General features: G+C 41.0%; 21 protein-coding genes. 10 read left to right on the top strand and 11 right to left on the bottom strand.

Annotated features, from left to right (window positions below):
- Positions 1 to 13: 13 nt before the first annotated feature.
- Positions 14 to 676, bottom strand: a complete 663-nt coding sequence (locus I6J03_RS11260; protein ID WP_157600606.1) for an HAD family hydrolase — start codon at positions 674 to 676, stop codon at positions 14 to 16.
- A gap of 91 nt (positions 677 to 767) precedes the next feature.
- Positions 768 to 944, bottom strand: a complete 177-nt coding sequence (locus I6J03_RS11255) for a hypothetical protein (RefSeq protein ID WP_003012219.1) — start codon at positions 942 to 944, stop codon at positions 768 to 770.
- A gap of 123 nt (positions 945 to 1,067) precedes the next feature.
- Here I6J03_RS11255 and I6J03_RS11250 point away from each other — a divergent pair, with 123 nt between their 5' ends.
- From I6J03_RS11250 to I6J03_RS11235, 4 genes are all read left to right on the top strand, one after another.
- Positions 1,068 to 1,679, top strand: a complete 612-nt coding sequence (locus tag I6J03_RS11250) for a fumarylacetoacetate hydrolase family protein (protein ID WP_003012218.1) — start codon at positions 1,068 to 1,070, stop codon at positions 1,677 to 1,679.
- A gap of 5 nt (positions 1,680 to 1,684) precedes the next feature.
- Positions 1,685 to 3,406 (top strand): M23 family metallopeptidase, encoded by a 1,722-nt coding sequence (locus tag I6J03_RS11245; RefSeq protein WP_003012216.1) that lies wholly within the window; start codon positions 1,685 to 1,687, stop codon positions 3,404 to 3,406.
- Positions 3,407 to 3,512: 106 nt separating this feature from the next.
- Positions 3,513 to 3,977 (top strand): thioredoxin-dependent thiol peroxidase, encoded by a 465-nt coding sequence (gene bcp, locus I6J03_RS11240; RefSeq protein WP_003012214.1) that lies wholly within the window; start codon positions 3,513 to 3,515, stop codon positions 3,975 to 3,977.
- A gap of 116 nt (positions 3,978 to 4,093) precedes the next feature.
- Positions 4,094 to 5,563, top strand: a complete 1,470-nt coding sequence (locus I6J03_RS11235) for a glycine--tRNA ligase (protein ID WP_003012212.1) — start codon at positions 4,094 to 4,096, stop codon at positions 5,561 to 5,563.
- A gap of 46 nt (positions 5,564 to 5,609) precedes the next feature.
- On the opposite strand, the gene I6J03_RS11230 is transcribed toward I6J03_RS11235, so the two are convergent.
- The 5 genes from I6J03_RS11230 to I6J03_RS11210 all read right to left on the bottom strand — a co-directional run bounded on the left by I6J03_RS11230 (position 5,610) and on the right by I6J03_RS11210 (position 14,015).
- The gene (locus tag I6J03_RS11230) at positions 5,610 to 7,328 is read right to left on the bottom strand and encodes a M64 family metallopeptidase (RefSeq protein WP_003012210.1); all 1,719 of its coding nucleotides are present in this window, start codon (positions 7,326 to 7,328) and stop codon (positions 5,610 to 5,612) included.
- A gap of 13 nt (positions 7,329 to 7,341) precedes the next feature.
- On the bottom strand, positions 7,342 to 8,220 hold the full coding sequence (locus I6J03_RS11225; RefSeq protein WP_003012208.1) for an AraC family transcriptional regulator: 879 nt from the start codon (positions 8,218 to 8,220) through the stop codon (positions 7,342 to 7,344).
- An 82-nt stretch (positions 8,221 to 8,302) separates the two neighbouring features.
- Positions 8,303 to 9,553, bottom strand: coding sequence for a DUF4369 domain-containing protein (locus I6J03_RS11220; protein ID WP_003012206.1), 1,251 nt, complete (start codon positions 9,551 to 9,553; stop codon positions 8,303 to 8,305).
- A 153-nt stretch (positions 9,554 to 9,706) separates the two neighbouring features.
- Positions 9,707 to 12,037 (bottom strand): glycoside hydrolase family 95 protein, encoded by a 2,331-nt coding sequence (locus I6J03_RS11215; protein WP_232279861.1) that lies wholly within the window; start codon positions 12,035 to 12,037, stop codon positions 9,707 to 9,709.
- Positions 12,038 to 12,134: 97 nt separating this feature from the next.
- Positions 12,135 to 14,015 carry an alpha-L-fucosidase gene (locus I6J03_RS11210; protein ID WP_201693676.1) on the bottom strand — a complete coding sequence of 627 codons (1,881 nt, stop codon included), beginning with the start codon at positions 14,013 to 14,015 and terminating at the stop codon, positions 12,135 to 12,137.
- A gap of 192 nt (positions 14,016 to 14,207) precedes the next feature.
- Between I6J03_RS11210 and I6J03_RS11205 the strand changes: the two genes are divergently transcribed.
- Positions 14,208 to 15,704, top strand: coding sequence for a catalase (locus I6J03_RS11205; RefSeq protein WP_003012199.1), 1,497 nt, complete (start codon positions 14,208 to 14,210; stop codon positions 15,702 to 15,704).
- A 73-nt stretch (positions 15,705 to 15,777) separates the two neighbouring features.
- Here the strand turns inward: I6J03_RS11205 and I6J03_RS11200 are convergent, their stop codons facing one another.
- Complete coding sequence (locus I6J03_RS11200) at positions 15,778 to 16,611, bottom strand: siderophore-interacting protein (RefSeq protein WP_003012197.1); 834 nt, start codon at positions 16,609 to 16,611, stop codon at positions 15,778 to 15,780.
- 213 nt (positions 16,612 to 16,824) lie between these two features.
- Between I6J03_RS11200 and I6J03_RS11195 the strand changes: the two genes are divergently transcribed.
- Positions 16,825 to 17,997 carry a trans-sulfuration enzyme family protein gene (locus tag I6J03_RS11195; RefSeq protein ID WP_003012193.1) on the top strand — a complete coding sequence of 391 codons (1,173 nt, stop codon included), beginning with the start codon at positions 16,825 to 16,827 and terminating at the stop codon, positions 17,995 to 17,997.
- Between the two features lie 47 nt (positions 17,998 to 18,044).
- Here the strand turns inward: I6J03_RS11195 and tpx are convergent, their stop codons facing one another.
- Entirely contained in the window at positions 18,045 to 18,545 is a 501-nt protein-coding gene (gene tpx, locus I6J03_RS11190; protein ID WP_003012191.1) for a thiol peroxidase, read from the bottom strand.
- Positions 18,546 to 18,708: 163 nt separating this feature from the next.
- On the opposite strand from tpx, the gene I6J03_RS11185 reads away from it, so the two are divergent.
- The 3 genes from I6J03_RS11185 to I6J03_RS11175 all read left to right on the top strand — a co-directional run bounded on the left by I6J03_RS11185 (position 18,709) and on the right by I6J03_RS11175 (position 21,790).
- The gene (locus tag I6J03_RS11185) at positions 18,709 to 19,932 is read left to right on the top strand and encodes an OmpP1/FadL family transporter (RefSeq protein ID WP_003012189.1); all 1,224 of its coding nucleotides are present in this window, start codon (positions 18,709 to 18,711) and stop codon (positions 19,930 to 19,932) included.
- Between the two features lie 28 nt (positions 19,933 to 19,960).
- Entirely contained in the window at positions 19,961 to 21,277 is a 1,317-nt protein-coding gene (locus I6J03_RS11180) for a hypothetical protein (protein WP_003012188.1), read from the top strand.
- 96 nt (positions 21,278 to 21,373) lie between these two features.
- Positions 21,374 to 21,790 carry an OsmC family protein gene (locus I6J03_RS11175; RefSeq protein WP_003012186.1) on the top strand — a complete coding sequence of 139 codons (417 nt, stop codon included), beginning with the start codon at positions 21,374 to 21,376 and terminating at the stop codon, positions 21,788 to 21,790.
- A gap of 280 nt (positions 21,791 to 22,070) precedes the next feature.
- Here the strand turns inward: I6J03_RS11175 and I6J03_RS11170 are convergent, their stop codons facing one another.
- Together I6J03_RS11170 and I6J03_RS11165 are read right to left on the bottom strand one after the other, a co-directional pair.
- A complete protein-coding gene (locus I6J03_RS11170; RefSeq protein ID WP_003012184.1) occupies positions 22,071 to 22,574 on the bottom strand; it encodes a hypothetical protein in 504 nt (167 codons plus the stop codon).
- Between the two features lie 23 nt (positions 22,575 to 22,597).
- Positions 22,598 to 23,647, bottom strand: a complete 1,050-nt coding sequence (locus I6J03_RS11165; RefSeq protein ID WP_003012182.1) for a hypothetical protein — start codon at positions 23,645 to 23,647, stop codon at positions 22,598 to 22,600.
- 175 nt (positions 23,648 to 23,822) lie between these two features.
- On the opposite strand from I6J03_RS11165, the gene uvrA reads away from it, so the two are divergent.
- On the top strand, positions 23,823 to 26,663 hold the full coding sequence (uvrA, locus tag I6J03_RS11160) for an excinuclease ABC subunit UvrA (RefSeq protein ID WP_201693675.1): 2,841 nt from the start codon (positions 23,823 to 23,825) through the stop codon (positions 26,661 to 26,663).
- Positions 26,664 to 26,744 lie beyond the last annotated feature (81 nt).

The following is a 26,744-nucleotide window of genomic DNA, read 5'->3' as shown; positions in this document are numbered from 1 at the left end:
ATTCTAGATTATTTTATGAGATGTTATTTTTAAGGTAATTCCAGACCTCCTGTAAATCCGTGAACAATTGATCAGCAATAATTAGTTTTTCCCGCTCTACTGGTTGTTTGGTAACTCCTATACAATACAAACCGGCAGCCTTAGCCGCTTTCGTTCCTGTAATAGTATCTTCAATGGCTACACAATCTTTCGGGTTTAATCCGGATTGCTTAGCGGCAAGAAGATAGGGTTCAGGATCAGGCTTGGGAGACTGTACATGGTCTCTCGTCACAATCAGCGAAAAGTAAGAGAGCAGATCATGCTGTCCCAGTACCGTATCGACAGTAGTCTGATAACTTGAAGTAACTAATCCGATTTTGACCTGATGTTCTTTCAGATGTTCCAGTATTTCCTTTGCATACGGCATTAATGCAATAGTCCGCATATCTGATTGTGCATAAGCCGCTCTGGTACGTTTCCACATATATTCATCTGTGGTATCTACATTCCAGACTCTTTTCATTGTCTCAATATTGACCGCTAAAGTGTGACCGGCAAAATGTACAATCCAGTCTTCAAAATTAATATGGATAGCAAAATCCTCCGCCAGAATGGGTTGCCAGTTTTGGAAATAAAAATACTCCGAATCTATAAGTGTCCCGTCCAGATCAAAAAATACAGCTTTGAATTTGTTCATGATATTCATTAAAATATTCAGATTCTCTATTACAGCATATATTAAATAAAAAAATCCACTTCGAGTGGATTTTTTTATTTAATTCTTCTTTCTATTTTTTACTCGATGTTTTCCGAGGCGTACTATAAGTTGTTTTGGGACTTTTAGTTGCTTCCTTCTTTGTCACATACCGCCCTGTTTCGGCACTTTTATACTGTTTACTAGGCTTTTGTTGGGCAAATGCAGCAAATGAAAACATCAATACCACCGCTATTAATCCTTTCTTCATAATTGTTTTATTTTAGTTTATTTAAATATACATAACAAAACTAATACTTGTGAAAAAAAGCAAGTTTGGGTAAGTTTGTTGAGTATACGCACATTAACACTTTAGCACTATACCTCAATTGATATGAAGATAATAGCCGTAGGTCGCAATTACATTGACCATGCCAAAGAACTCAATAATCCTGTCCCGAAAACTCCTGTTATCTTTATGAAACCGGATACAGCGCTGTTAAAGGACAACAAAGATTTTTATTATCCCGAGTTTTCCAAAGATATTCATTACGAAGTCGAGGTTGTACTTCGTATATGCAAAGAAGGCAAACATGTATCTCCAAAATTTGCGCATACATATTATGATGCAATAGGTCTTGGTATTGACTTTACTGCACGGGATATACAGCAGCAGCATAAAGAAAAGGGGCTACCCTGGGAACTGGCCAAATCCTTTGATGGTTCGGCAGTCATAAGTCCTTTTATCCCGAAGGACATGTTTCCAAACCCTGCTCAACTCAGCTTCAGCCTGCAGAAAAACAACGAAACAGTGCAATCCGGACATACAAAAGATATGATCTTTTCCTATGACCAGCTGATCGTCTTTATTTCACAATACATTACTTTACGTAAAGGAGATTTTATCTATACAGGAACACCTGCAGGAGTAGGGCTGGTCTCCATCGGAGATCGACTCGAAGGATTTATGGAAGAAAAAAGCATGTTTACCTGTCAGATTAAATAATTTAAATGAAGAAACTATATATATATCTGGGGATACTGGCATTGACAGCAACGTCTGTATCTGCTCAAAATATTATCAAATCCCGAACATATCCTCAAAATTATTTTAGACAGCCTATGGATATTACTCCACAGGCTTCGGGAGGATTCGGAGAACTAAGAGGAACCCATTTTCACGCCGGAAACGATTACAGGACACAACAGCGAATCGGAATCCCGATCTATAGTGCCGCTGAAGGCTACGTATCGAGAGTCCGTGTACAGATCGGCGGAGGCGGCAACTCGGTCTATGTTGATCATCCGAACGGGTATACTTCTGTATATCTGCATATGGACAGCTTCAATGATCAGCTCAGTGAAATTGTTAAAGCCGAACAGTATAAAAAGAAAAGCTTTGATGTGGATATAGACCTGCCCCGCAATAAGGTTGTCATGAAAAAGGGACAGCTTCTGGGTAAATCCGGCAATACCGGAGGATCAGGCGGACCTCATCTTCATTTTGAAATAAGAGATACTAAAACCCAAAACCCGCTTAACTCACAACTCTTTGGCTTATACTTTGAAGATAATGTGTCTCCCGTAATCCGTGGAATTACAGTGTACGATATAGGAAATGATGTATTTGATGAAAATACTCCGCGCAGGCATCAGGGTATCAAAACGATCGGCAGCGGCACTTATGGTTTAGCCGGAGGTACTCCCATACCGGTGAATGGAAAATTCGGATTGGGCATCAATACAATTGACAGACACTCAGGAACAAATTTTAGTTTTGGCGTGTATTCCATTGAACTCTTGCTGGATGATGCTCCGGTAAGTACGATCGTCTTTGAGGAATTATCGTTTGCAACTTCCCGGGCGCTCAATTCCTATATAGATTACCCCTATTTTATAAAGACACAGGCAAAAATTCAAAAAAGCTTTAAGGATCCGAATAATACCGCGCCGATCTACAAGCAGTTGAATAATCTGGGCTTTATCGAACTAAAGGATAACAATGTGCATAAAGTTGATTATATAGTCAAAGATGTACATGGTAATACCAGCAGAATCAGTTTTAATGTACAGCAAAACCCTACGTTCAATATCAGCCGAAAACCGCAGAACGGGACAGCTGTATTCAGATACGGTCAGGAAAACAATTATGCAGCGGACAATGTCCGGATAACTGTCCCTAAGGGAGTGCTCTATAATGATCTTTATCTGAACTATTCTCAGGGAGCAAAGCCAAGAGGAGGATATTCTACCCTGCAACGTGTACACAACGATATGGTACCGTTGCTGGACAACTACAAATTGAGTATCAAACCGGATGCTACTCTACCGGCTTCATTACAGAGTAAAGCTATCATTGTTGATGAAAGAGGCCGATCCAAAGGGGGGCGCTATGAAAATGGCTGGGTTGTAACCTCACTTCGTGATATGGGAAGTTTCTATATTGCTGTAGATACGGTAGCTCCGGTCATCACGGCACGAAATCTGACCAACGGTAAAAATCTCGCAAATCAATCTAAGATAGATTTTACCATATCAGATAATCTGTCCGGTATACAGACCTTTAACGCCTATATTGACGACAAATGGGTACTGATGGAATATGATCCTAAAAATCGTCATGTATGGCACACATTTGAACCTTCGCTGTCTAAAGGCAAACATAACTTTAGACTCGAGGTAAAAGACATGAAGGATAACACAAAAACATACGAAGCGACTTTCACGAAATAAGCAAAGAGAAAAGATTTCTATATCCCGGAATAACGAGCATATTATTCCAGCATTATTCGTGGATCAGCATTATATTATTTACATTTAACTCTTAAATTTTTCACATATGTCAACACTTGAAGCAGGAAACAAAGCACCGGATTTCAGTGCCAGGAACCAAAACGGAGAAACAATTCATCTTTCGGATTTCAAAGGGAAGAAAGTCATTTTATATTTCTACCCCAAAGACAATACTCCGGGTTGTACAACAGAAGCCTGCAACTTCAGGGATAATTATCAGTCACTGAAAAAAGAGGGTTTTGAAATCCTCGGTGTCAGTATTGATACGGAGTCTTCACACCAGAAATTTACAGCTAAACATGAGCTTCCTTTTCAGTTGTTGGTAGATGAGGATAAGAGCCTGGTAGAGAAGTACGGTGTATGGGTAGAGAAAAACATGTATGGTAAAAAATATATGGGAACAGCCCGTACAACCTTTATTATTGATGAAAAAGGAAATATCGAGCATATCATCAAAAAGGTAGATAACAAAAATGCTTCGCAACAGATCCGGGATCTTTACGCCAAATAATAAAGATACAGGGGGGGGCAACACAGATGCTTATATCCTGCAGGAGGAATAACATCTTAAGTCTAACTCTTATTATCTAAATACTAAGTATCAAATATTTCTTATATTCGCCTCTTATGAGCAAACAGACTGACGATTTTTTTAAAAGTGTAGTATCACACGCGAAGGAATACGGTTTTGTATTCCAATCAAGCGAAATATATGATGGCCTTAGCGCTGTATACGATTACGGCCAGTTAGGGTCTGAATTAAAGAATAACCTTAAGACGTACTGGTGGAAATCTATGGTACAGTTGAATGAAAATATTGTCGGTATTGATGCCGCCATTTTCATGCACCCGACCACATGGAAAGCTTCCGGTCACGTAGATGGATTTAATGATCCTATGATCGACAATAAGGATTCGAAAAAGCGTTACCGCGCGGATCAGTTGATCGAGGATAAAATAGCACGTTACGAAGCTGACGGAAAGACGGATAAAGCGGCTGCTTTATTAGCGGATCTGAACAAAGCGTTGAATGCTGATGATCTGGCAGGACTGAAAACCATCATCGAAGAACATAATATTGTATGTCCGGTATCCGGAACCAAAAACTGGACAGAAGTACGTCAGTTCAACCTGATGTTTGCGACTCAGATGGGCGCTATGGCCGACGGTGCCGAGCAGGTATACCTGCGTCCTGAGACTGCTCAGGGTATCTTTGTGAACTTCCTGAATGTACAAAAAACAGGCCGTATGAAGATTCCTTTCGGTATTGCTCAGATTGGTAAAGCTTTTCGTAATGAAGTGATCGCCCGTCAGTTTATCATGCGTATGCGTGAATTTGAACAAATGGAGATGCAGTTTTTCTGCAGACCTGGAACTGAAATGGAATGGTACAACAAATGGAAAGAAACACGTCTGAAGTGGCATTTAGCACTTGGTTTTAATCCGGACAACTACCGCTACCATGACCACGATAAATTAGCACATTATGCAAATGCTGCTGTAGATATTGAGTTTAATTTCCCGTTTGGCTTTAAAGAGGTAGAAGGTATCCATTCCCGTACAGATTTTGACCTGAAACAACATCAGGAATTTTCTAAAAAGAAAATGCAATATTTTGATACGGAGATCAATCAAAACTATATTCCGTATGTAGTCGAGACCTCTATAGGACTTGACCGCTTATTCCTTACTGTATTATGTAACTCACTGGTACAGGAAGATCTTTCTACAGATGAAAAGCAGGATTCCCGTGTAGTGCTGAAATTCCCTCCTGCTCTTGCTCCGGTTAAAGCAGCTATTTTACCGTTGACCAAAAAAGATGGTCTTCCGGAAAAAGCACGTGAGATCATGGCAGCTTTAAAACTGGATTACAATGTCCAGTATGATGAAAAAGATGCTATCGGTAAACGTTACCGTCGTCAGGATGCTATCGGTACACCTTTCTGTATCACTGTAGATCATCAGTCTCTGGAAGATAATACCGTGACGATCCGTGACCGCGATACCATGAAGCAGGAGCGTGTAGCCATTGCTGATCTGGAAAGAATCGTAAGTGAATTGGTAGGCTGGAATACATTATTAAAAAAGTTAATATAAGCCTGTAATATAAAAAAAGAGCAGTCAATGACTGCTCTTTTCTTTGTTATCTGACCACTATCTGCACCCGCTCACTTACACAGGTTGTCTCTTTATCTACCTTTTGAACAAATATACGCAACGGCTTATGAGGCTGTGTGATGGTCAGTGTATTATTCTTTCCTGTAGGTCTTACAAATTCACCGCCTAACTCATCAAATTCATATAAGGGTTTCCCGTCTTCGTAACTCCAGATATAGTTATATCTTTCATCATCTTTTTCATCTACGAGGAGCAATACCTTACCCGACTCTTTTATTTTTTTAATAACCACTTTCTCTGGGGGATCAATTGCAGGCAGTATTCGCACAGTCACAGCAGTACGTGCAGATACCTGCTCCTTCCATGCACTCTCCACATAATACGTTTTACTTTCTTTTGAACGCGGAACAACAAAATTCGCTGCAGATCGCAAAAGTTCTCCGCCGGAAGGCAATTCATACCACTGATAGGTAATCCCGGATTGAGGATTTTTGACCGAAAGTGACTGATAGCCATTGAAGCAGGTTTCCAGTGTATCTCCCCAGGTAGATACAGGTGCTGTCAGCACAGTTTCTTTTTCTGCCTGTATACTCCAGACCGCAGTGTATATATGTTTGGCATGTTCTTCTGTTCTCACCAATTTCGTATTGTCATACACGATAGCTTTGAGTTCATTCGTACCGGCATGAAACATTCCCCTATTGATATGGATCGCTTCCTTATCCGCATCTATCTGCTCTCCGTTTAATATCCATTTCACATCAAGTGTATTAGGAGAAGGCCTGATCAGACTTAGTGAAAATTTATTGACAGTATCCGCAGACAGTACCTGCGTAGTTCGGGGAGAAGTATTTTTGATAGGATTAGTGAGTTTATGAATGGTTTCGACAAATGCCTCCTGACAAACATTACAAAATGGCGCTACAAGATATTGCATCTTACAAAATTCATGTGGTCTGAACCATGTTGAGGGCGAAGCTTTAGATCCGTATGCATACACCCCAATTCCATTTGTACCGATCCAGTTTTTCCATCTTACTTTAGTAGGATTCCCTTCCTGAGAACGATTCGGGCTTTCTATAGCGTATTGGTTTCCGGCCCAGTATTCATCTGCCAGCACAGCAAAGGAATGGCCTATCTCATGTACGGCAATATCATTACTGGCAGCATTGACTGTAGCAGTTGCATATTTTCCTCCCGAACCTCCGTAATAAGGTGAATTTACCAGAATCACAACCTGAGAGTAATTTGGAATATGGTCTTTCAATACTTTTTGAATAGCCTCCTCATGATGAGGTATGACCAAACGATGTAATCCCATATTATCAAAACTGCTTCCAAAGATTGTTTTAGGATTGGAGGTAGGGACATTTGTGTTTCTCGTATACTTATTGAAACGATCCGTAATATTTACATGTCCGTGGTCTTCTTTCGGGCAATCATTGCTCACTCCCTTGTGAATAGCTCCCGATTCTTCCGAAGGTGTACGGATCGCAAATACATTAAAGTAACTGGTATATTGACGAAAAGGTTCTGTATTGAAAAAATAGTTATTAAATCTCCTGGCATCCTCCACAAAATAATCCAGCTCAGCTGCAGTATAACCATCTGCCAGAATAACCATGTTCACAATATGCTTATTAGTCCCCTGATATTGTAACGTATCGATCCTGTATTGCTGAGCAGAGGAGAGGTTAACAATTGACAGGATAGCCAATAATAAGAAGGCTCTTAATATATACATGTTACTTAGTTGTTTATAATCCTTTGGCTTTATAGGTAGTCAGATAGTCACTTGGCGACAATTTGGTTACTTTCTTAAATACTCTGTTGAAATTTACAACATTATTAAATCCGGTACGGAAAGCGATATCGGCCACATTCTCGGACAGACCGTTGATCAGTAATTTACAGGCTTGCTCTATGCGGATTTCATTTAGAAAGGTTACATATGTCTTACGTGTATGTTTTTTGAAATACTTACAAAAAGCATGTGGTGTCATATGTGCGATAGAGGAAATTTGTTCCAGTGAGATCTTCTCTGCAAAATGCTTAAAGGTATACTGAAAGATATCATTGATACGTATTCCTTCCGCATCCGAATATTTTTTCTGTGGAATTCCGGTGTAGAGTGAGGTCCACAGCTCTATCTTTTTGCTCAGATAATCCACAAGATCCAAAAATTGTAAAAGCCTCGAGGTACCCTCCGCAGCATTGATATCCAGAAATCTGGATTTCAGATGGACAGCATAGTCAGCCGTTAGTTTTTTACTGCCCTGTATATGTTCCAGAAATGACTTTACACTATCAAATTCGGAAAGATTCAGAAAACTTGTAAAATTATGGTAATCAAAAAAGATATGAATCGCATGAATGCCGTTCTCATTGGCCTGTTCGGACACCATATCGGCTTTCTTGAACATATGGGGTTCATCAGCATCTACAATAAAGATCTCATCCTGCTGAAAATAATGGGAGAAATTCCCGATCAGAAAGGTGCCTTTACCTTTCAGAATATAGGTTAGCTGGATTTCTTTGTGTCTATGATAATTCCCATAAAATTCAGGCAGAATATCTTCCTGAACACAAACAGAACCCTGATCCGGAACCGGAACTGTAAACTGGACAATTCTCATTTTTCACCTACAATAAAACTAATATTGCTCATTTGTCCAAATATAAGGTTTTTTTTAAGCAAAAAATGTAAAGCTAATAGCTTTACATTTTTTGCAGTTCCTTTTTCAGTGTTGTCATAAATTCCGGGGTAGCCGGATCCGCTCCCCTTATGTTCACCACTTTCAAAGTTGCAGGATTTACCCATAGATATGCTGGAAATTGGGTTATATTATAATTATTAATGATAAAATCTTTATCTGTTACATTCAACAGATAATTATTCAGCCCCATTCCTAAAGTCTTACTTCCCTTTTGCCATTCTTCAAATTGCTTTTCTACAGACAGATAGATAACAGGTACAGCAAGTGCTTTCAACTGAGATTCTTTGCGCAGCAATTCCGGAATATCCATCTTCGAGAACCTGTCTTTACTGGACCATATCGCTACAATCAGTAATTTATCTTTATTAAAGCGGGATAAATGCAGAGAATCACCTTGTACATTACGTGGTGTAATATCAGGGAAGGCCGGCATATTTTCATAGAAATCCTTTACACGGTCTACTTTTTCCCGGGCAGCCAGCGTCAGCGGATGCTGCTGGATAACGGGTTCCAGACTATCCAGGACTGCAGCATATTTTGCATAATTATCCTCTCTGATTGTTATAAACCGAAAAAGATAAGGTGTCATTAAAGAGGCGCGATGTGCCGGATTGACTACAAAAGAAGCACTGGCCTCGATTTTAGGATCCAGTGCAGCTAATGTCCTGCTTTCGGCCTGCGCTGCATGCATACGGTCTACTGCACGCCCATACGCCGCATCTTGTCCTGGCCCCAGAGTCAGCAATAATTCGTTCAATTGATTTCTTTCATTCGAAAGACTATTAATTTTTTGCTTTAATTCAGCTTGTTTTCCTTCTACAGCCTTATTAAATGCAAAAAGATCATTTGATGCCTGCGAAGTTGTCTTTATTGCTGCTTCCTGAATGATATTTTTGTCCTTATAACGGATCACTTCAAAATCATACGTACAATCATTCTCTAAAAATACAGGTAAAACATATTTGAATGGCTTGATTCCTTCTCCCTTATCTGCACGGACTATCAGCTCATAAATACCATCACTGGCCAATTCTCCCTCCAGCTCAAATATTCCGTTTTGAATAGTTGTCTTCTGAAATTGTTGCAACTGATTTTCATGATTCTGCAGATATACCTGCTGTCCTTCATTAAAATCGACCTTTCCTGTGATTTTATATTTGATAACACCCCCCGTTTTAGGCTTATCTTTAGGTTTGGACGTACAGGATAACAATCCCGTTATAAGAAGAATACAGAAAAGATATTTTTTCATATTTGGTTATAAATTTATGCTATTGCAAGTCAGCAATTAAGCCTGTAGTGTTACTAAATATACAAAATTAACAGGAATTCAGCAGTCCGTCATACTCTTTGCTTTTTACCGACAGCAATACCGGCAAAACGCAAATCGGCCCTCGTCCTTTTATTAATCCAGTTTGTGCTGCACGACCACATCATTGACCAATACAAGTGCATATCCTGTTCCTCCCGTGATTTTATATTCCAGGACGCGTCCGTCTTTCCAGATCATATCTATAGTATGACCGCCTCTTGCTTTGAGACCTTTCACCTGTCCGCTTTTCCATGCGGAAGGCAAAGCCGGCAATAAATGAATAAATCCGGAATGGCTCTGGATCAACATTTCTGCAATTCCTGCCGATCCTCCGAAATTACCATCGATCTGAAAAGGCGGATGTGCGCAAAAAAGGTTGGGATAGGTTCCGCCACCTGCACGGTAATCCGTGTCATCACGATAAGCTGGTTTCAACAATTGTCTGAGGATCTCCAGGGAATGGTTTCCGTCCTGCAATCTTGCCCAGAACAAAATCTTCCATGCTCTCGACCATCCTGTCCCCTCGTCTCCTCTTACAGTAAGTGTCTTTTTAGCTGCATCCACATATTGAGGAGTGATCTGCGGTGATATAAAATTGGCCGGATACAACCCATATAAATGCGAAACATGTCTATGTTGCGGCTCTACTTCTTCATAATCTTCCAGCCATTCCTGTACTCTGCCACTCTTACTAATCAATACGGGCGGTGCAAGTTGCTGAATCTGTATCCGCAGCGTATCTGTGAAAGCATTATGCTGACCTAAAATACTATCTGCATCTATCAGATTCCTGTATAGTTCTCTGACTATCTGATTGTCTATAGCCGGCCCCATCACTACTGCAGCAGTTTTTCCATTCTTCATCCGGAAAGCATTTTCAGGAGATACGGAAGGTGAGGTTACGAGCCATCCGGTTTTGGGATCTGTCACCATGGTATGTGCATAAAAACGGGCCGCTCCCTGCATAACAGGATATACCTCTTTGAGATATACACTGTCTTTGGTAAACTGATAATGCTCCCACAAGTGATTGCATAACCAGCCGGAGGCTGTACTTGCTCCCCAGGAAGCTTGTTCTCCGGGAGCAGAATATCCCCATACATTTGTCATCATATACACTACCCAGCCCGGCGCATTATAATAGGCCCTGGCTGTTTTCTCTCCTGTTTTTGCGATTTTTTTGATCAGTTCTATAAAGGGAATATGATACTCTGAAAGATTATTGACTTCCACCCCCCAGTGATTCATCTGTGCATTAATGTTGAGGTGATAATCTCCATTCCATGGGGTCTGTATCTGATGTGCCCACAATCCCTGCAAATTGGGAGGAAGTGCTCCTTTTACATCCGGTGCAGTACTTGAAATATTAAGATATCTTCCAAACTGGTAATACAGGGCTGCCAGTCCGTTATCCTGTGCAGGATTATCATAAAAAGCTCTCAGACGTTTATCTGTGGTTATGCCTGACTTATCGGCATCATCCTCCAGTTGTAAATCTACCCGGTTAAAAACCGATTCATAACGGGAAAGATGTTGCTTGAAGAGCTGCGGGTAAGGAGTATCATTCGCCTGCTTCAGTTGCTCATCTACGTATTGTAGAGGGTCAGCATGAAAATAACTTGTTGCCGCCGCAAAGAATATCAACACTTCTGAAGCTTTAGATACGGTAAGTGCGGTATCGGAAGCCACAACTTTTCCTCCTCTGTGGAATACCTTGATTTTAGATGAAAAAGAAATTCCATCCCCCCCTTTTCCATCCGGCAATATTCCTGACATGGAGAATTCATTACCTTTTGAGCTATACTGTACACCCTCCTCTCTGCTTAATGATGCAGAAAAATTTAATGCTCCCTTTTTACTTGACTTGAGGCGTACTACACCTACATTCTGATCGAAAGATGTAAAATATTCACGGGTATATTTTACGCCGTTGATCGTAAAATTAGTACGGGCTACAGCATCTTTAAGATCCAGAGATCTTTCATAATCTGTGGATTGGGCAGCCTCCTTAAATTGCAGATTTAAAAACCCAAGATTCTGATAACATCCAAACGGCACATTTGCCCCATTCCCGTGTCCGCTTCCTTTGCCACTGGTTACAAAATTCTTATTGACGAGCTGTTCAGCCTCATCATTTTTGCCCTCGACCAACAATTTCTGAATTTCGCCCACACTTTTGTATGCTGCGTAATTGTTGGGATCTTCTTCACTCCCGGACCACATGGATATCTCATTGAGTACAATCTTTTCCTTTTGCACTCCGCCATCTGGCATCATACCAATCAATCCGTTTCCTAATGGCAAAGTTTCTTCCCATCTCTTTGCTGGCTTATCATACCATAGTCGCAAGGAACCCGATTGTGCTACAACAGTTGTAAGACCGGTCAGAAATGTAGAGGCCAGAATAAGGATTTTTTTTCTCATGAGCATATAATAGTTATCAAATACCCTTGCTGATTGCTGAAGGTGAGCAATCGGCAAGGGTATCATTTTTTTGTTGTAAGTATACTACCTGTACAACTTATGGGGTATACAATTCAAATCCTGCTGCTGAAAATGTATTACCTATCGTTTCTTTAGGCATGAATTTAAGATATTTCGTGTTTACCGGTTTATCAAAAAAGATCTTCTGCAAAATCGGATTTGCCTTGATATTAGCAAACTCTCCGCTTAGGATCAGTTTCCAGTCTTTTTTATTATCACTTGCATAGACCTCATATTTAGTCGGTAATCCTTCTGTACTGGCATCCTGTCTCGGAAGATATCCTAATCCGGATAAGGTAGCATTTACTTCAAATATTATTCCTTTATCAGCATCTTTAGTTACGCTAAATGTGTGCGGATTACCATCAAAAGCTTTTTCCAGTCCTGCCTTCGGTTCCACTGAATACTGAGTAGCGGAAAGCGTTTTGACAGCATCCGCTGATAATGTAAACGGTTCATCAAATTCTTTGAACAATCCAAAATCACTCAATGCAGGAGCGACAGGAGCATACAGATGTAATCTGAGTTTGCCGGCTTTGACCGGCTTGTCTAATTTGATTAGCCGGGTAGACCCGATACTGGTTGCTCTGGCGAGTGGTGTCCATTTATTTTGTGTCCATACTTCAATAAATACACTGTCCAGTCGCTGTCCCAATTTAATATTTTCACGCAGACGAATCAGATTAAACTCCTTTTCGCCTTGCAATTCGATCTCCAGAGTTGGATTATGCACATTGTCCTCTGTTGCCCAATAGCTGTAACGGTCATTATCCAGTACATTCTCTGGTTTAAACAACTTAGCTTTTCCTCTTATGTTGGATGCCTTTAGTTTTGCTCCCTGCGTCAGGTTCTGACGAAACGTTTCTGTTATCTTCTTTCCGAAGGCTGCCAATGAACGTACATCATTTTCATGAAGCTGTCCGGATGGCATCGGAGCCAGCCCCAAATTCATATTTGCTCCGCGCCCTACACTTTTCAGATAAATCTCAAAAAGCTGATTAGGCGTCTTGACTCTGTCATTCTGATCGGCATGATAAAACCATCCCGGTCGCTGAGGCACATCGCATTCCGCCGGAATCCAGTACTTACCGTCACGATCTCCGGTAGGCAGATTGCTATCATCAACTACTCCGGGTACAGGTTTTTTCCCGTCCAGACTTTTAGGCGTAATAGTCGCCCAACTTGTTTCTGCTGCAAATCCATGTTCATTGCCCACCCATCTCATATCCGGACCTACATCACTGAATATCATAGCCATAGGCTGCAGCTTGCGTACGATAGGCCATGTTTTTTCTTCCCAGGCATAATAGGTAGTACGATCGACTACTCTTTTCTCATTCCTGCCACCATAATAACCATCGCCACCATTTGCCCCATCATGCCATGAGGTAAACAGTTCACCATAATTGGACATCAATTCACGGAGTTGATCCCGATAGGCATCAGCATACGCAGGAGTACCATAGCGGGTATCGTTACGATCCCAGGCAGACAGATATACTCCAAATTTCATTCCTGCACGATGTGTCGCATTCATAAATTCTTTGACCATATCTCCTTTCCCGTTCTTCCAGGGTGTAGAAGCTATACTATATGTTGTCGTGGCAGTAGGCCATAGACAGAAACCATCATGATGCTTGGCCACACTGATGAGTCCTTTGAATCCGGCACTGGCAGCGGCCTGAGCGATCTGATCGGCACTGAAATCTGAAGGATTAAACAGAGAAGTGGGTGCATCTCCATATCCCCATTCCTTATTCTGGAAAGTGGTAGGCGTAAAATGTATCAAACTGTACATCTCCATTTCATGCCATTTCAATTGTCTCTCTGAAGGGATTGCGCCATATGGCTTTGGCTCTTGTTGTGCAATTAAACATGCGGGCAACAACAATGCCCCTATTAGGTTGGTAAACTTCATCTGGTAGTAAGTAAAACAAAACCGTAAAATACAGTTTTTTTGGAGAAAAAATATATAAATATAATATATATACTTCGATTATTTATATAGAATTTATTTATAACACATTATTTTTTAGAATGTGTTATATCTAATAGATGTTCCTACTTTTGAAGAGTAAACTAAAGAGAGAAATGTATAATAATTAAGGTTATGGAAGAAAATAAAAAGAAAATTACAACTGCATCCGGTGCTCCTGTAGTAAATTATGAAGACACGATGACAGCCGGCCCCCGGGGTCCTGTTTTATTGCAGGATTACTTTCTGCATGAGAAATTGGCGCATTTTAACAGAGAGCGCATACCAGAAAGAATTGTGCACGCCAAAGGTTCGGGTGCTTATGGAACATTTACCGTGACCAATGATATTACGCAATATACACGTGCAAAATTTTTGAATGAGGTCGGTAAACAGACGAGATTATTTATTCGCTTTTCTACAGTTGGGGGCGAGAAAGGATCTGCTGATTCTGAACGTGATCCCCGTGGGTTTGCGGTTAAATTCTATACAGAAGACGGAAATTATGATTTAGTAGGTAACAATACTCCTGTATTCTTTGTAAAGGATGCAAAAAAATTCCCTGACTTTATCCATACACAAAAACGTGATCCATATACCAACTGTAAATCTCCGACAATGATGTGGGATTTTTGGTCCTTAAATCCGGAATCTTTACATCAGGTTACTATTTTGATGTCAGATAGAGGAACACCTTACGGATACCGTCATATGCACGGGTTTGGAAGTCACACTTTCTCAATGATCAATGCTAATAATGAATTGGTTTATGTAAAATATCATTTCCGTACGGAGCAAGGTATCAAGAATCTCACCGATGCTGAAGCCGCTGACATGAGACGTGAAGATCCAGACTATGCACAGCGCGATCTGGTGGAAGCGATAGACAGCGGTAACTTCCCAAAATGGAAATTATATATACAGGTCATGACTGTAGAGCAAACCAAAACATTCCGATGGAATCCTTTTGATCTGACAAAAGTATGGTCTCAGAAAGAATATCCGCTTATAGAAGTCGGTGTAATGGAATTAAATGAAAATCCTGACAACTATTTTGCTCATGTGGAACAAGCTGCTTTTGCTCCGGCACATGTGGTTGACGGTATCAGCTTTTCGCCGGATAAAATGCTTCAGGGACGAATCCTGTCCTATCCGGATGCTCAACGTTATCGCCTGGGAGGAAACTACGAACAAATTCCGGTAAACAGATGTCCTTTTATGGTGACAAACTATCAAAGAGATGGTCTTATGACTGTCAATGGAAACAGTGGATCAGACCCGAATTATTACCCGAATAGTTTTGACGGTCACTATGAAGATCAAAGCTATAAAGAACCTGCAATCCAGTTAGACAGTACTATAGGTGATCATTATGATCGTAATGCTCCTGGTGAAGACGATCATTATACACAACCGGGAGATCTTTACAGACTGTTAGATGCTGAACAGAAACAGCATCTGATCAATAATATTGTGGGTGCAATGTCAGGTATTGACGGACCTAAAAAGATGGAAATCATCAACCGTCAATTGTGTCATTGGTTCAGAGCAGATATCAATCTGGGTATAGGAGTCGCACAGGGATTGGGCTTAGATATGGCCGAATTGAGTAAACATATGCTACAGAAATAACAGCAGCAAATCTCAATAGCATGCAATTGAAAAAGGCCCGGATTTCTTTGAAATCCGGGCCTTTTGTTTTATATTAATCGGATTGCTTACCGTAGCTTTCCTCATGTCGGTCTGCGGCAGACCCGTCTTCCGTCTGCCCTGCTTTCCAGTAGGAATACGCATACAGTTCATCTTTGGTCCATTCCAGTTCTTTTCGGAAATAATTACGCAGCTCTTTTACGGTACGATATTCCGTTGCAACATAAGCGAATTTGCGCACATCCTGCGGTATTTCAATATTTCTTGCAAAGGAGGCCAGCTCACTGCTCTTTTCGGGATTTTTATTGTGTAGCCATTGGATACGGTATGAGGCATTAGTCTCCGGTTCGATTTCATCTTCTTTGCCATGTACTTCCAGGAGTACTTCCGCATGTGCGTTAGCAGGCAGGTCTTCCAGAATAGCAGATATAACCGGAATAGCCGTTGCGTCTCCGATCAGAAAATACCAGTCTGCCTCTGCGTAAAGAACAGAAGGATCCATGTGCATCATAATACCCATCAAATCCCCCTCTTTGGCGTGAATAGCCCATCTGGACGCGGGACCGCTTTCTCCATGTGCTACAAAATCGATCATCAGTTGTTTCTTTTCCACATCAATTGCCCGGTGGGTATACGTTCGTACAACCGGAGCTACTTCAGGAGCGGGATACAACCACTTTCCGGCCTCAAAATCAAATGTCGGAAAATGGATCTCATCGACTCCTACAGGAGGAATTAAGATTTTGTTATTAACGCCTATTGTCGCATCTGCATATAAAGGAACATCTTCTGATGTTAAAATAATCCGGATCAGATGTGGAGTCAAATAGATCTTTTCGACTACTCTGGCTTCAAACTGACCTGATTTACTTTTTGTCTTAGCTGCCATAAATTTATTGTTTTAATCAAAAGTAGCACATTATTTATAATTATTCTAAATAAGATTATTTTTATTTTCAATCGGTTTCAATCTTTTTACAAACGAGCGCTATTCCGACCAATCCCCTCAGCATCAGGAGTAATGTCCTGTGGTGCTAAAAAAATAATAAATCTACCATTCAAGTAGAATATAAAAAAAACAATTATGTACATTTGAAGCATCATGAATAAAGATCAATCTAAAATCATACGCGAACAAGCCGATCGTTCAGCACAACGTGAGCATTCGGTTCCTTTATACTTAACCTCAAGTTTCATTTTTGATAGTGCAGAGCAAGGCAGAGCTATCTTTGCAGAGGAAGAACAAGGAATGGTGTATTCCAGATATGCCAATCCTAATACTACCGAACTGATCAATAAAGTCTGCATTATGGAACAGGCTGAAGCAGGTCTGGCTTTTTCCTCCGGAATGGCTGCCGTCTTTGCTTCCTTTGCAGGCATTATAGAAAGCGGAGATCATATTGTTTCGTCCCGTGCGATATTCGGTTCTACACATCAATTATTTACCCAACTGTTTCCGAAATGGGGAGTAACGACCACATACGTTGATGCTGCTCATCCGGAAGAATGGGAAAAAGCAATACAACCTAACACCAAGATTCTCTTTCTGGAATCTCCTTCCAATCCGGGTCTGGAATTGGTTGATCTGGAATGGTTGGGCAAATTCAAGGAAAAATATCCGAATATCATTTTGTCAATAGACAACTGTTTTGCAACACCTTATCTTCAAAAGCCAATTTTATACGGTTTCGATCTGGTCATTCACTCTGCAACCAAATATATGGACGGTCAGGGGCGTGTTCTTGGAGGAATTGTGGTCGGTAAGCAGGAACTGATTGATAAATTGATGTTCTTCATTCGTCATACCGGCCCTGCATTATCACCATTTAATGCATGGGTCATTTCCAAAAGTCTGGATACCCTTGGACTACGTATGGACAGACACAGCAGCAATGCACTGGCATTGGCAGAAGCTCTGGAGCATCATGCGGAAATAGAAGATGTAAAATATCCTTTTCTTCCTTCTCATCCACAATATGAACTGGCGAAGAAACAGATGAAAGCCGGAGGTGGGATTGTGACATTTGTCGTAAAAGGCGGCTTCGAAAGAGCAAAAGCTTTTGTGGATCAGCTGGAAATGATTTTGTACACTTCCAATCTTGGAGATTCACGTTCTATTGCTACACATCCGGCGTCAACGACGCATTCCAAACTAACGGAAGAAGAAAGACTCAATCTTGGAATCCGGCCGGGAAGCATACGCCTGTCGGTAGGTCTTGAAGACAAAGAGGATATCATCGGAGATATCCTGCAGGCATTAGATAAAACCAAATAATATAAGAAAGACCGTATTTGCGGCCTTTCTTATATTATAGGATCTGTTTATTTTAATGTTGCCAAAGCAGCATCATAATCAGGTTCGTTTACAATTTCGGAAACTTGCTCTTCATACACGACCTTCCCTTCTTCATCCAGTACAATCACCACACGGCTCAATAATCCTACTAAAGGTCCGTCCGTAAGTCTCAACTGATAAGCATCAGAAAACGAAGAATCTTTGTATTCCGAAAGCGTCAGAACATTACTGATTCCTTCTGCAGCACAGAAACGCCCCTGTGCAAAAGGTAAATCTCTGGAGATACACAATACGGTCGTATTATCCAGATCCGCTGCCGCTTTATTAAAAGCACGGACTGAAGCAGCACAGGTACCAGTATCAATGCTTGGAAAGATGTTTAACACAACTCTTTTTCCTTTAAAATCAGTCAGTGACTTATCAGAAAGATCTCCTGCGGTCAATTTAAAATCAGGAGCTTGTGAGCCTACTTTCGGAAGGTCACCTTGTGTATGCACATCACTTCCTTTGAATGTAATTGTAGCCATAAATTATTGTCTTAGTATATTATTTGATACGCTTTATTTAATAGTACTAAAGATACAACCAATAAAAATATTACACAAGATTTATTATTTTTCGCCAAAAATTTATTATGTTAGCATTGTATTTTTACTATGCAAGGAAAAGTACTAACCAAATTATACAGGTATGAAGAAATTATTATTCGCTTTGCTCTGTGCTTCCCCTTCCTTACTATGGGCACAGGGATCTCAGGTAAACCTACAAAGTCCAAAATCTGTCGGTATGGGTGGAGCTGGTTCGGCTTATTTTATTGATGAAGCCTCCATCTTTTACAGTCCTGGAGCATTGGCTAAAATGGATCATAATGCAGTAATGGTAGCCGGAAATGCGGTCATGTATAAATCTGCTTTCCGCGAATCCGGGAGTTCGGTTGTCAATCACACCAAGTCTCAGATATCACCTCCTTTTTCGCTTTTTGCAGCATTCGGTCCTAAAAACTCATGGTGGAAAGCCGGTATCGGTGTATATACTCCCTACGGAGGTGGTGTAGACTGGGGTACAGAATGGGCGGGAAGATTCAGTCTTGTCAGCCTTTCATTAAGAGCAATTTATATACAGCCTACTTTAAGTTTTAAACTGACCGACAACTTCAGTATCGGAGGGGGATTTGTATACAACATCGGAAGTGTGGATTTGGAAAACTCCGTTCCTGTATTCTTTCCTGACGGAAGACCGGGATTAGCTACCCTGAAAGGGACAGGCTCAGGCACAGGATATAATGTAGGTGTACATTACAACCTTGAAGATGATTTTGCGATCTCTCTGAGTTACCGCTCTAAAGTCGTTACCAAATTAAAAGACGGAGACGCGCTGTTTGATGTACCTGAATCTGTAAGAAGTTCATTCCCTGCAGGCAATACGTTTACTTCTGAACTACCGCTTCCTTCAACTTTTGCGCTGGGTATAGCATTCCCGTTGTCTGAAAAAGTCAAAGTGGCTGTAGACGGTACATTAATTGGTTATTCGATCTACAAAGAGCTTAATTTCGATTATAAAGAGAATACTGCTGCTTTGCAGGATACCCGTTCAGCCAAAAATTATGTAAATGCAGGTTCTGTCAAAGCAGGACTTGAGTATCTGGCATCTGAAAAATTGCAGTTACGTGTAGGTGGTGGTTATATGGCGACCCCTGTACAGGCAAATTATGTATATCCGGAGACACCTGACAACACCCGCTACCTGATCTCAGGAGGATTCACATTTCATCCCTCTAAGAAATTTGATGTAACAGGTTCTTTTGCTTATCAACGTATTATGCCGAGAGAAGCAAATAATTTGGAGAGTCATTTATCCGGAACCTATAAAACTAACATTTTCGCTCCCGGGGTTTCCGTAAGCTATAAATGGTAATTTTTTCAAACGCTAAAAAGAATAGGTCATGAAAAGAAATAAACTATATGTAGGGTTAGCATTATTGGTTCTGGGAGTAGCTTCCTGTAAACCGGAGATCAAAGACTTTACACCTGCCGCAGGCGGCACAGCAAACTTTAGTAAATACATTGCCGTTGGTAATTCACTGACATCTGGTTTTGCAGATGGCGGACTATACCGGGAAGGCCAGCAAGTGGCATTTACCAATCTGATGGCTCAACAATTTAAACAAGTGGGTGGAGGGGAATTTACTACACCCTTATTCAGTGAAGCACAAGCCAACGGATCCGGTTATATTCAGTTAGAGTCGCTTGTAAACGGTCAACCTGTGATGAAACAGATCACGGAAAATCTGGCTTATCGTTCTGCAAGCCCTAAGTTATTAACCAAGTATACAGATCCTATTCAGAATCTTGGTGTACCGGGTATGCGTCTGGATCTTGCTTTCGTACCACAATTCAGTTCGCTGAACATGTATTTCGAGCGCTTATTACCAGATGATCAGGTTGGCAAAAAAACATACTTTACCTATGCTACAGAGCATGATCATACGTTCTTCAGCTTCTGGCTGGGAAATAATGATGCACTTGGATATGCAACAAACGGTGCAGTATATAACCCGCTTGACCCAACAACAAAACTAACGGATCTGGCGACGTTCACTGGTGCATACCAGAATTTTATAAATGGATTGACAGCTAAAGGTTCTCAGGGTGTCGTAGCTACTATCCCGGATGTAACTGCTGTCCCTTTCTTTACAACAGTTACCAGAGCGGCTCTTTTAGCGGCAGCGAATGCTGCAGCTAAAGCGGCAAATCCCAATGCACCGGAAATTAAGGATATCTATATCGCAACCAAAACAACTCCAAGAGCGGCTACAGATAAGGATTACTTTGTTCTTCCTTTCTCTTCTGCAGGATTATTAGGTAAGCCAAACGGTGCTAATATTCCATATGGCCTCCATCCGGCAAATCCTGTTGCAGACAATTTTGTACTGGATGAAGCAGAAGCAGCACAGGTTGTAACCCGTATCAATGAGTTTAATGCAGCTATCAAGTCTATCGCAGCAGCAAAAGGTTTGGCTGTGGCTGATGTAAATGCGTTTTTAACTTCAGTAAAAAATGGCATCCGCATCAACGGCCTGGCTGTAAGCAATAAGTTTATTACAGGAAATGCTTTTTCACTGGATGGTATTCACCTGACTCCTATCGGAAATGCAATTGTAGCCAATGTATTTATCGATGCTATCAACAGCAAATACGGATCATCTGTCTCTAAAGTGGATGTATCACAATTCAGAGGAGTTAAACTTCCTGAAAAATAGATCTTAAAACGAATCTTTACAAAGCCGTCCCGAAATTCGGGACGGCTTTTTTATATCCATAAAGTTTAGCTAAATTTGTATACAAGGAGAAAAAAGATGAAAGTATCATTAAATCGGGTAAATAAAGCTGTTCACTTTGAAGCAAACAGTGAACTCTCAGACGTAAAAGTTCACATTGACGGGTCTAAGGAAATCGGTGGTGAAGGCAAGGGTGTAAGGCCAATGGAATTAGTACTGATGGCCTTAGGGTCCTGCAGTGTATTTGACCTGGTGAGTATTCTGAATAAACAACGTCAGGAAGTCGAGGATATACATGTAGATGTGGAAGGTAAACGCCGTGAACAGATCCCCAATATTTTTACGGATATTCATATCAGCTTTACACTGAAAGGTAATATTGATGAAGTAAAGGCTCAAAAAGCAGCTGAACTGGCCGTCAAAAAATACTGTTCAGTCCATGATATGTTAGCAGCAGGAGGTGTGAATATCACCTATAGCATTAAGATCAATTAAGGTCGGTCTCCGATTTTTGAGAAAACCACAGAGAGATATAAGGTGTGATAAAAACGATAGTTTTTAAACCCTCTCAATGAAATAGCACTACTACATATTTCCTCTCCTTTTTAAGGAGAACCTGTTCCGATGAGTCGGAAGGGTTAGGGTGAGGTTTCTTCAATTCAACTGTACCAGCCGAAAAGTTGGTACTAAGACAAAACCAACAGCTTCAACCTCTCTCCCGATAAACGGGATTTCTCCTTGTTGATGTCAACAGTAAGATGTATTCAATTTTAGGTTAATCAGGCGTATTAATCAATTGTTTCAATACATCTTTTGTACTTTTTAAGTCTTTCTCTTCCCCGAAATAAACATTATCTATTCTCCAGGTCTCCTTCTTAATCAGTACAACTTCATCTTTCCAGCTTTCCTTATAACCCGTATTTGCAAACTGTACTACTACAAATGCACTGTCACCTTTGACCTTTATTGTGTCAATCTGAAACGTATCCTGTCCTTCATACAGGCTTGTAAAAATATCTCCTTCTATCATCAAGGGTTTATCGCCTGGATGATCACTCTTGGCCACTTTCTCTGCATCATCTTTCTCGCGGGATATCGCTTTGTCAATCAATAAAGCGAGATCGGGACTAATCAATTGACGATCAACAGCTCCATAATGAACCTTGTTGCTAAAAAAATCCGTTACAGTCTTCCGGATTTCAGCGTCTTCATTTTTGCTACAGCTTATTAAAAAGACAGCACACAGACATATTCCCAATGTAAAGACGGATTTTTTCATGACTTAACTTTATTACGTGAATACTATTTCCCATTCTCCCGTTTTTTCCAGATGCGTTCGGCCCAGCGACCAACAAACCAAAAGGATACAGCCAGAATCAAAAAGAAAATAGTACGATTAATATTATCCCACAAATACTCCACAAACCGGGTATATAGATTGAGGATGAAAAATACAAAACCAATTTCTCTGGTCACATTATCTTTGGTCTTCAGTCCGTAAACTACCAGACCTGCTGATACTAATGTGGATAACAGTCCCCAATAAAAAATATGGAACTGTCTTACACGTGTCCAGGCTTCAAAGTCACTGTAGTTTCCAAAGATGGAAAGACACCAGAGAGCAATCATGGTATACAACAACCCGATCACATAAGAAGTCGATTGAAATTCGAGCAGTTTCTTGAAACGAGGCTGTACAAAAATTGCAAATGCCGTGACCAGCACTCCAAAAATAGTAAACCGCAATGGGTAATTCATCCCCCAGAATTTGAATCCCCAGTCACTATGATAGGCAGTTTCTGTGGCAAACCATATACCCAGACTGATCAGTGTAAATGTCCAGATCAATTTGGAATCCAATTTGACTGCCAGAATACCGTAAATAGCTACCGATAATAAAAAAAGCAAAGAGAAATGCAGTTCGTTTCTATCCAGGACCTGACCCAGAAATCCTATACTGGTAGCTGTTGAAAAGGCTCCGGCCAGCATTAATGTCTCGTTGGAAAATGTTTTTTCAGGGAACTTTTCTTTATTCCTGAATCCGAGAAAATAAAACAAGACTGCAAGTGCGGCAAAGAATATAAAAAACACAATATTAGGAGCTTCGTAAAAGCGTTTTACAAAGTCAAGAAAAGTATCATCTACAAATAAAGAAAGAACAGAAAACACCAAAGAAGCCAGTGCAATCCAGAAAGCATATTTGGCCAGCATTCCCCACTCAAAATTCTTAACTTCCATCGAATTCCGAAGCTCTTCTGCCACCTGTTCATTTACATATCCATGCTTTTGCCAATGCTCAATAGCAGAATCCAACGTCTCCTTTTCCTGCTTGCTTACGTCAATTTTTTCCAATAGAGTAGTTTTTTAAAGAAACAAAATACAAAGATTAATCCAACTTATCAAAAGCATCATTTTAAAATCAAATTTCACGACTTCTTTACCATCAGGCCAATCATAATCTTTTAAAATTCTGTACCTTTGCACTTTGCTGTTTTCTGAACGGCTTAAAGCTAACTCTTGCAGGTTCATGACAAAAAAAACAACTCCGGATTTGGGCGAGCAACACGAAGTAGAAGTCTTTGGGGCACGTGTTCATAATCTTAAAAATATTGATGTTACATTTCCAAGAAATGAACTTGTTGTCATCACAGGTCTAAGCGGGAGTGGAAAATCTTCCCTGGCATTTGACACCATCTATGCCGAAGGGCAGCGCCGGTATATGGAAACATTCAGTGCGTACAGCCGTCAGTTTCTGGGAGGAATGGAGCGTCCGGATGTAGATAAAATTTCGGGCTTAAGTCCTGTTATTTCCATTGAACAAAAGACAACCAGCAAAAACCCTCGTTCTACTGTAGGTACGATCACAGAAGTATACGATTTTTTGCGCCTTCTCTACGCCCGCGCTGGTGAAGCTTTCTCTTATGTGACCGGCAAACGTATGGAACGTATGTCCGAAGATCAGATTGTAGACCGCATCCTCGATGAATTCAACGGAGAGGCAGTTAACATTCTCGCTCCGATTGTCAAGGGACGTAAAGGTCATTACCGTGAGCTTTTCGAACAAATCCGCAAACAGGGATATACTAAAGTTCGTGTGGACGGAGAAATTGTAGATCTTACGCCTAAAATGCAGGTGGACAGATATAAGATACACGATATTGAAACTGTCATTGACAGGCTTACTGTAAAAGCTGAAGACAGAAAAAGGTTATATACCTCTGTCATGCAGGCAATGAAAGCAGCAAAAGGAATTATCAAGATTACAAACAAAGAGAATAAAGAACAGTTTTTCAGCCGTTATCTGATGGATGCCGAATCGGGTATCTCTTACGATGAGCCTCAACCGAATACTTTTTCGTTCAACTCTCCTTATGGTGCTTGTCCGAAATGTGACGGTCTGGGTTATGTATTCGAAATAGATAAAAAGGCCGTTATTCCGGACCGTAAGCTGAGTATTCAGAAAGGTGCTATTGTACCGTTGGGCCCTGCCCGTGAATCCTGGAACTTTCAGGTGTTGAAAGCTGTAGCCAAGAAGCTTGAATTTTCGCTCACCACTCCTGTAGAAAAACTTACGGAAGAGCAGATTGACACCTTACTGTTTGGTGCAGAAGAACCGATTCCTATTACGGTAGAATATAGCAGCTATAGTGTACGTGAACACAAAGTTACCTTCCAGGGTATCTTTGCAATGCTGGAAGAACAGATGGGACGCCAGCAGGATGATATCACATCATTGGAAGATTTTCGCACTAAAGTAACCTGCCCGGTATGTCATGGCTCCCGGCTGAAAAAGGAGTCACTGCATTTCAAAATAGATCAAAAGAATATCAGTGAACTTGCAGCGATGGATATCACTTCTCTTATGGAGTGGTTTACCGATCTGGAGTCCAGACTGGATGAGCGTCAACAGGTAATTGCAACCGAAATTCTGAAAGAAATCCGGGCACGCCTTGGATTTTTGCTGGATGTGGGACTAACGTACCTGACACTGGATCGCACATCGAAAACACTTTCCGGCGGAGAAGCACAGCGGATCAGACTTGCTACACAGATCGGATCGCAACTGGTCAATGTCCTATATATTCTGGATGAGCCCAGCATAGGACTACACCAACGGGATAATGAAAGGCTTATCAAATCTTTGAAAAACCTGCGTGATATCGGCAATTCAGTATTGGTTGTTGAACATGATAAAGATATGATCCTCAATGCGGATCATGTGATCGATATGGGGCCCGCTGCTGGTCTTCATGGCGGGCAAGTCGTGGCCGAAGGATCACCGGAAGAAATTCTGAAGGCAGATTCGCTCACAGCAGCTTATCTCAATGGCCGTAAGGAAGTCGTTATTCCTGAAACCCGCAGAGCGGGGAATGGTCAGTCACTGATCCTCAAAGGAGCCACAGGTAACAACCTGAAAAATGTAACGGCAGAATTCCCGTTGGGAAAACTTATCCTCGTTACTGGTGTGTCGGGCTCAGGCAAGTCAAGCTTAATCACAGGAACACTATACCCTATACTCAACAAACATTTCTTCCGGGCGAAGGCTGTACCTCTTCCTTATGAAAGCATCGAGGGACTCGAGCATATTGACAAGATTATTGAAATCGATCAAAGTCCGATTGGTCGTACTCCCCGTTCCAACCCGTCTACCTACACGGGTGTATTTTCGGATATCAGAACATTGTTTGTACAGCTTCCGGAGGCTAAAATACGCGGGTATAAGCCCGGCAGATTCTCCTTCAATGTCAAAGGCGGAAGATGTGAGACCTGTCAGGGTGCTGGAATGAAGATCATCGAAATGAACTTCCTTCCGGATGTACAGGTTCCTTGTGAAACATGTCACGGAAAACGCTATAACAGAGAAACTTTAGAAGTACGCTATCGCGGAAAATCTATATCGGACGTATTGGATATGAGTGTGGATGAAGGAGTTGCATTCTTTGAAAATATTCCTTCAATCTACAGAAAAATAAAAACGCTGCAGGATGTAGGCTTGGGTTACATTACTTTGGGACAATCTTCAACTACACTTTCGGGTGGTGAGGCTCAACGTATCAAACTGGCAACTGAACTTTCTAAAAAAGATACCGGAAAAACATTCTATATCCTGGATGAACCGACAACAGGACTTCACTTCGAAGATGTCAATGTACTGCTAGGGGTGATCAACCGTTTGGTAGATCGTGGGAATTCCGTATTGATTATTGAACACAATCTGGATGTGGTAAAAACTGCTGACTGGGTAATCGATATGGGACCTGAAGGTGGCCGCAGCGGCGGACAGCTATTATTTGCGGGGACACCGGAGGAACTGATCAAGAATAAGAAAAGTGAAACTGCACGATTCTTAAAACTGGAAATGAAATAAACAGAAATTAAGGAGCAGTATTATCACCTGAAAATATTGCTCCTTATATCCTTCATTGCCTTATTCTTTTTCCGTATTACA

Origin of the sequence: Sphingobacterium spiritivorum, assembly GCF_016724845.1 — a bacterium.
Taxonomy (GTDB): Bacteria; Bacteroidota; Bacteroidia; order Sphingobacteriales; family Sphingobacteriaceae; genus Sphingobacterium; species Sphingobacterium spiritivorum_A.
This window is presented reverse-complemented; position numbering and strand designations above follow the sequence as displayed.

Excerpts from the sequence above, each read along its gene's own strand:
- I6J03_RS11260 (WP_157600606.1), bottom strand. The coding sequence starts at position 676 with ATGAACAAATTCAAAGCTGTATTTTTTGATCTGGACGGGACACTTATA.
- I6J03_RS11255 (WP_003012219.1), bottom strand. The coding sequence starts at position 944 with ATGAAGAAAGGATTAATAGCGGTGGTATTGATGTTTTCATTTGCTGCA.
- I6J03_RS11250 (WP_003012218.1), top strand. The coding sequence starts at position 1,068 with ATGAAGATAATAGCCGTAGGTCGCAATTACATTGACCATGCCAAAGAA.
- I6J03_RS11245 (WP_003012216.1), top strand. The coding sequence starts at position 1,685 with ATGAAGAAACTATATATATATCTGGGGATACTGGCATTGACAGCAACG.
- bcp (WP_003012214.1), top strand. The coding sequence starts at position 3,513 with ATGTCAACACTTGAAGCAGGAAACAAAGCACCGGATTTCAGTGCCAGG.
- I6J03_RS11235 (WP_003012212.1), top strand. The coding sequence starts at position 4,094 with ATGAGCAAACAGACTGACGATTTTTTTAAAAGTGTAGTATCACACGCG.
- I6J03_RS11230 (WP_003012210.1), bottom strand. The coding sequence starts at position 7,328 with ATGTATATATTAAGAGCCTTCTTATTATTGGCTATCCTGTCAATTGTT.
- I6J03_RS11225 (WP_003012208.1), bottom strand. The coding sequence starts at position 8,220 with ATGAGAATTGTCCAGTTTACAGTTCCGGTTCCGGATCAGGGTTCTGTT.
- I6J03_RS11220 (WP_003012206.1), bottom strand. The coding sequence starts at position 9,553 with ATGAAAAAATATCTTTTCTGTATTCTTCTTATAACGGGATTGTTATCC.
- I6J03_RS11215 (WP_232279861.1), bottom strand. The coding sequence starts at position 12,037 with ATGAGAAAAAAAATCCTTATTCTGGCCTCTACATTTCTGACCGGTCTT.
- I6J03_RS11210 (WP_201693676.1), bottom strand. The coding sequence starts at position 14,015 with ATGAAGTTTACCAACCTAATAGGGGCATTGTTGTTGCCCGCATGTTTA.
- I6J03_RS11205 (WP_003012199.1), top strand. The coding sequence starts at position 14,208 with ATGGAAGAAAATAAAAAGAAAATTACAACTGCATCCGGTGCTCCTGTA.
- I6J03_RS11200 (WP_003012197.1), bottom strand. The coding sequence starts at position 16,611 with ATGGCAGCTAAGACAAAAAGTAAATCAGGTCAGTTTGAAGCCAGAGTA.
- I6J03_RS11195 (WP_003012193.1), top strand. The coding sequence starts at position 16,825 with ATGAATAAAGATCAATCTAAAATCATACGCGAACAAGCCGATCGTTCA.
- tpx (WP_003012191.1), bottom strand. The coding sequence starts at position 18,545 with ATGGCTACAATTACATTCAAAGGAAGTGATGTGCATACACAAGGTGAC.
- I6J03_RS11185 (WP_003012189.1), top strand. The coding sequence starts at position 18,709 with ATGAAGAAATTATTATTCGCTTTGCTCTGTGCTTCCCCTTCCTTACTA.
- I6J03_RS11180 (WP_003012188.1), top strand. The coding sequence starts at position 19,961 with ATGAAAAGAAATAAACTATATGTAGGGTTAGCATTATTGGTTCTGGGA.
- I6J03_RS11175 (WP_003012186.1), top strand. The coding sequence starts at position 21,374 with ATGAAAGTATCATTAAATCGGGTAAATAAAGCTGTTCACTTTGAAGCA.
- I6J03_RS11170 (WP_003012184.1), bottom strand. The coding sequence starts at position 22,574 with ATGAAAAAATCCGTCTTTACATTGGGAATATGTCTGTGTGCTGTCTTT.
- uvrA (WP_201693675.1), top strand. The coding sequence starts at position 23,823 with ATGACAAAAAAAACAACTCCGGATTTGGGCGAGCAACACGAAGTAGAA.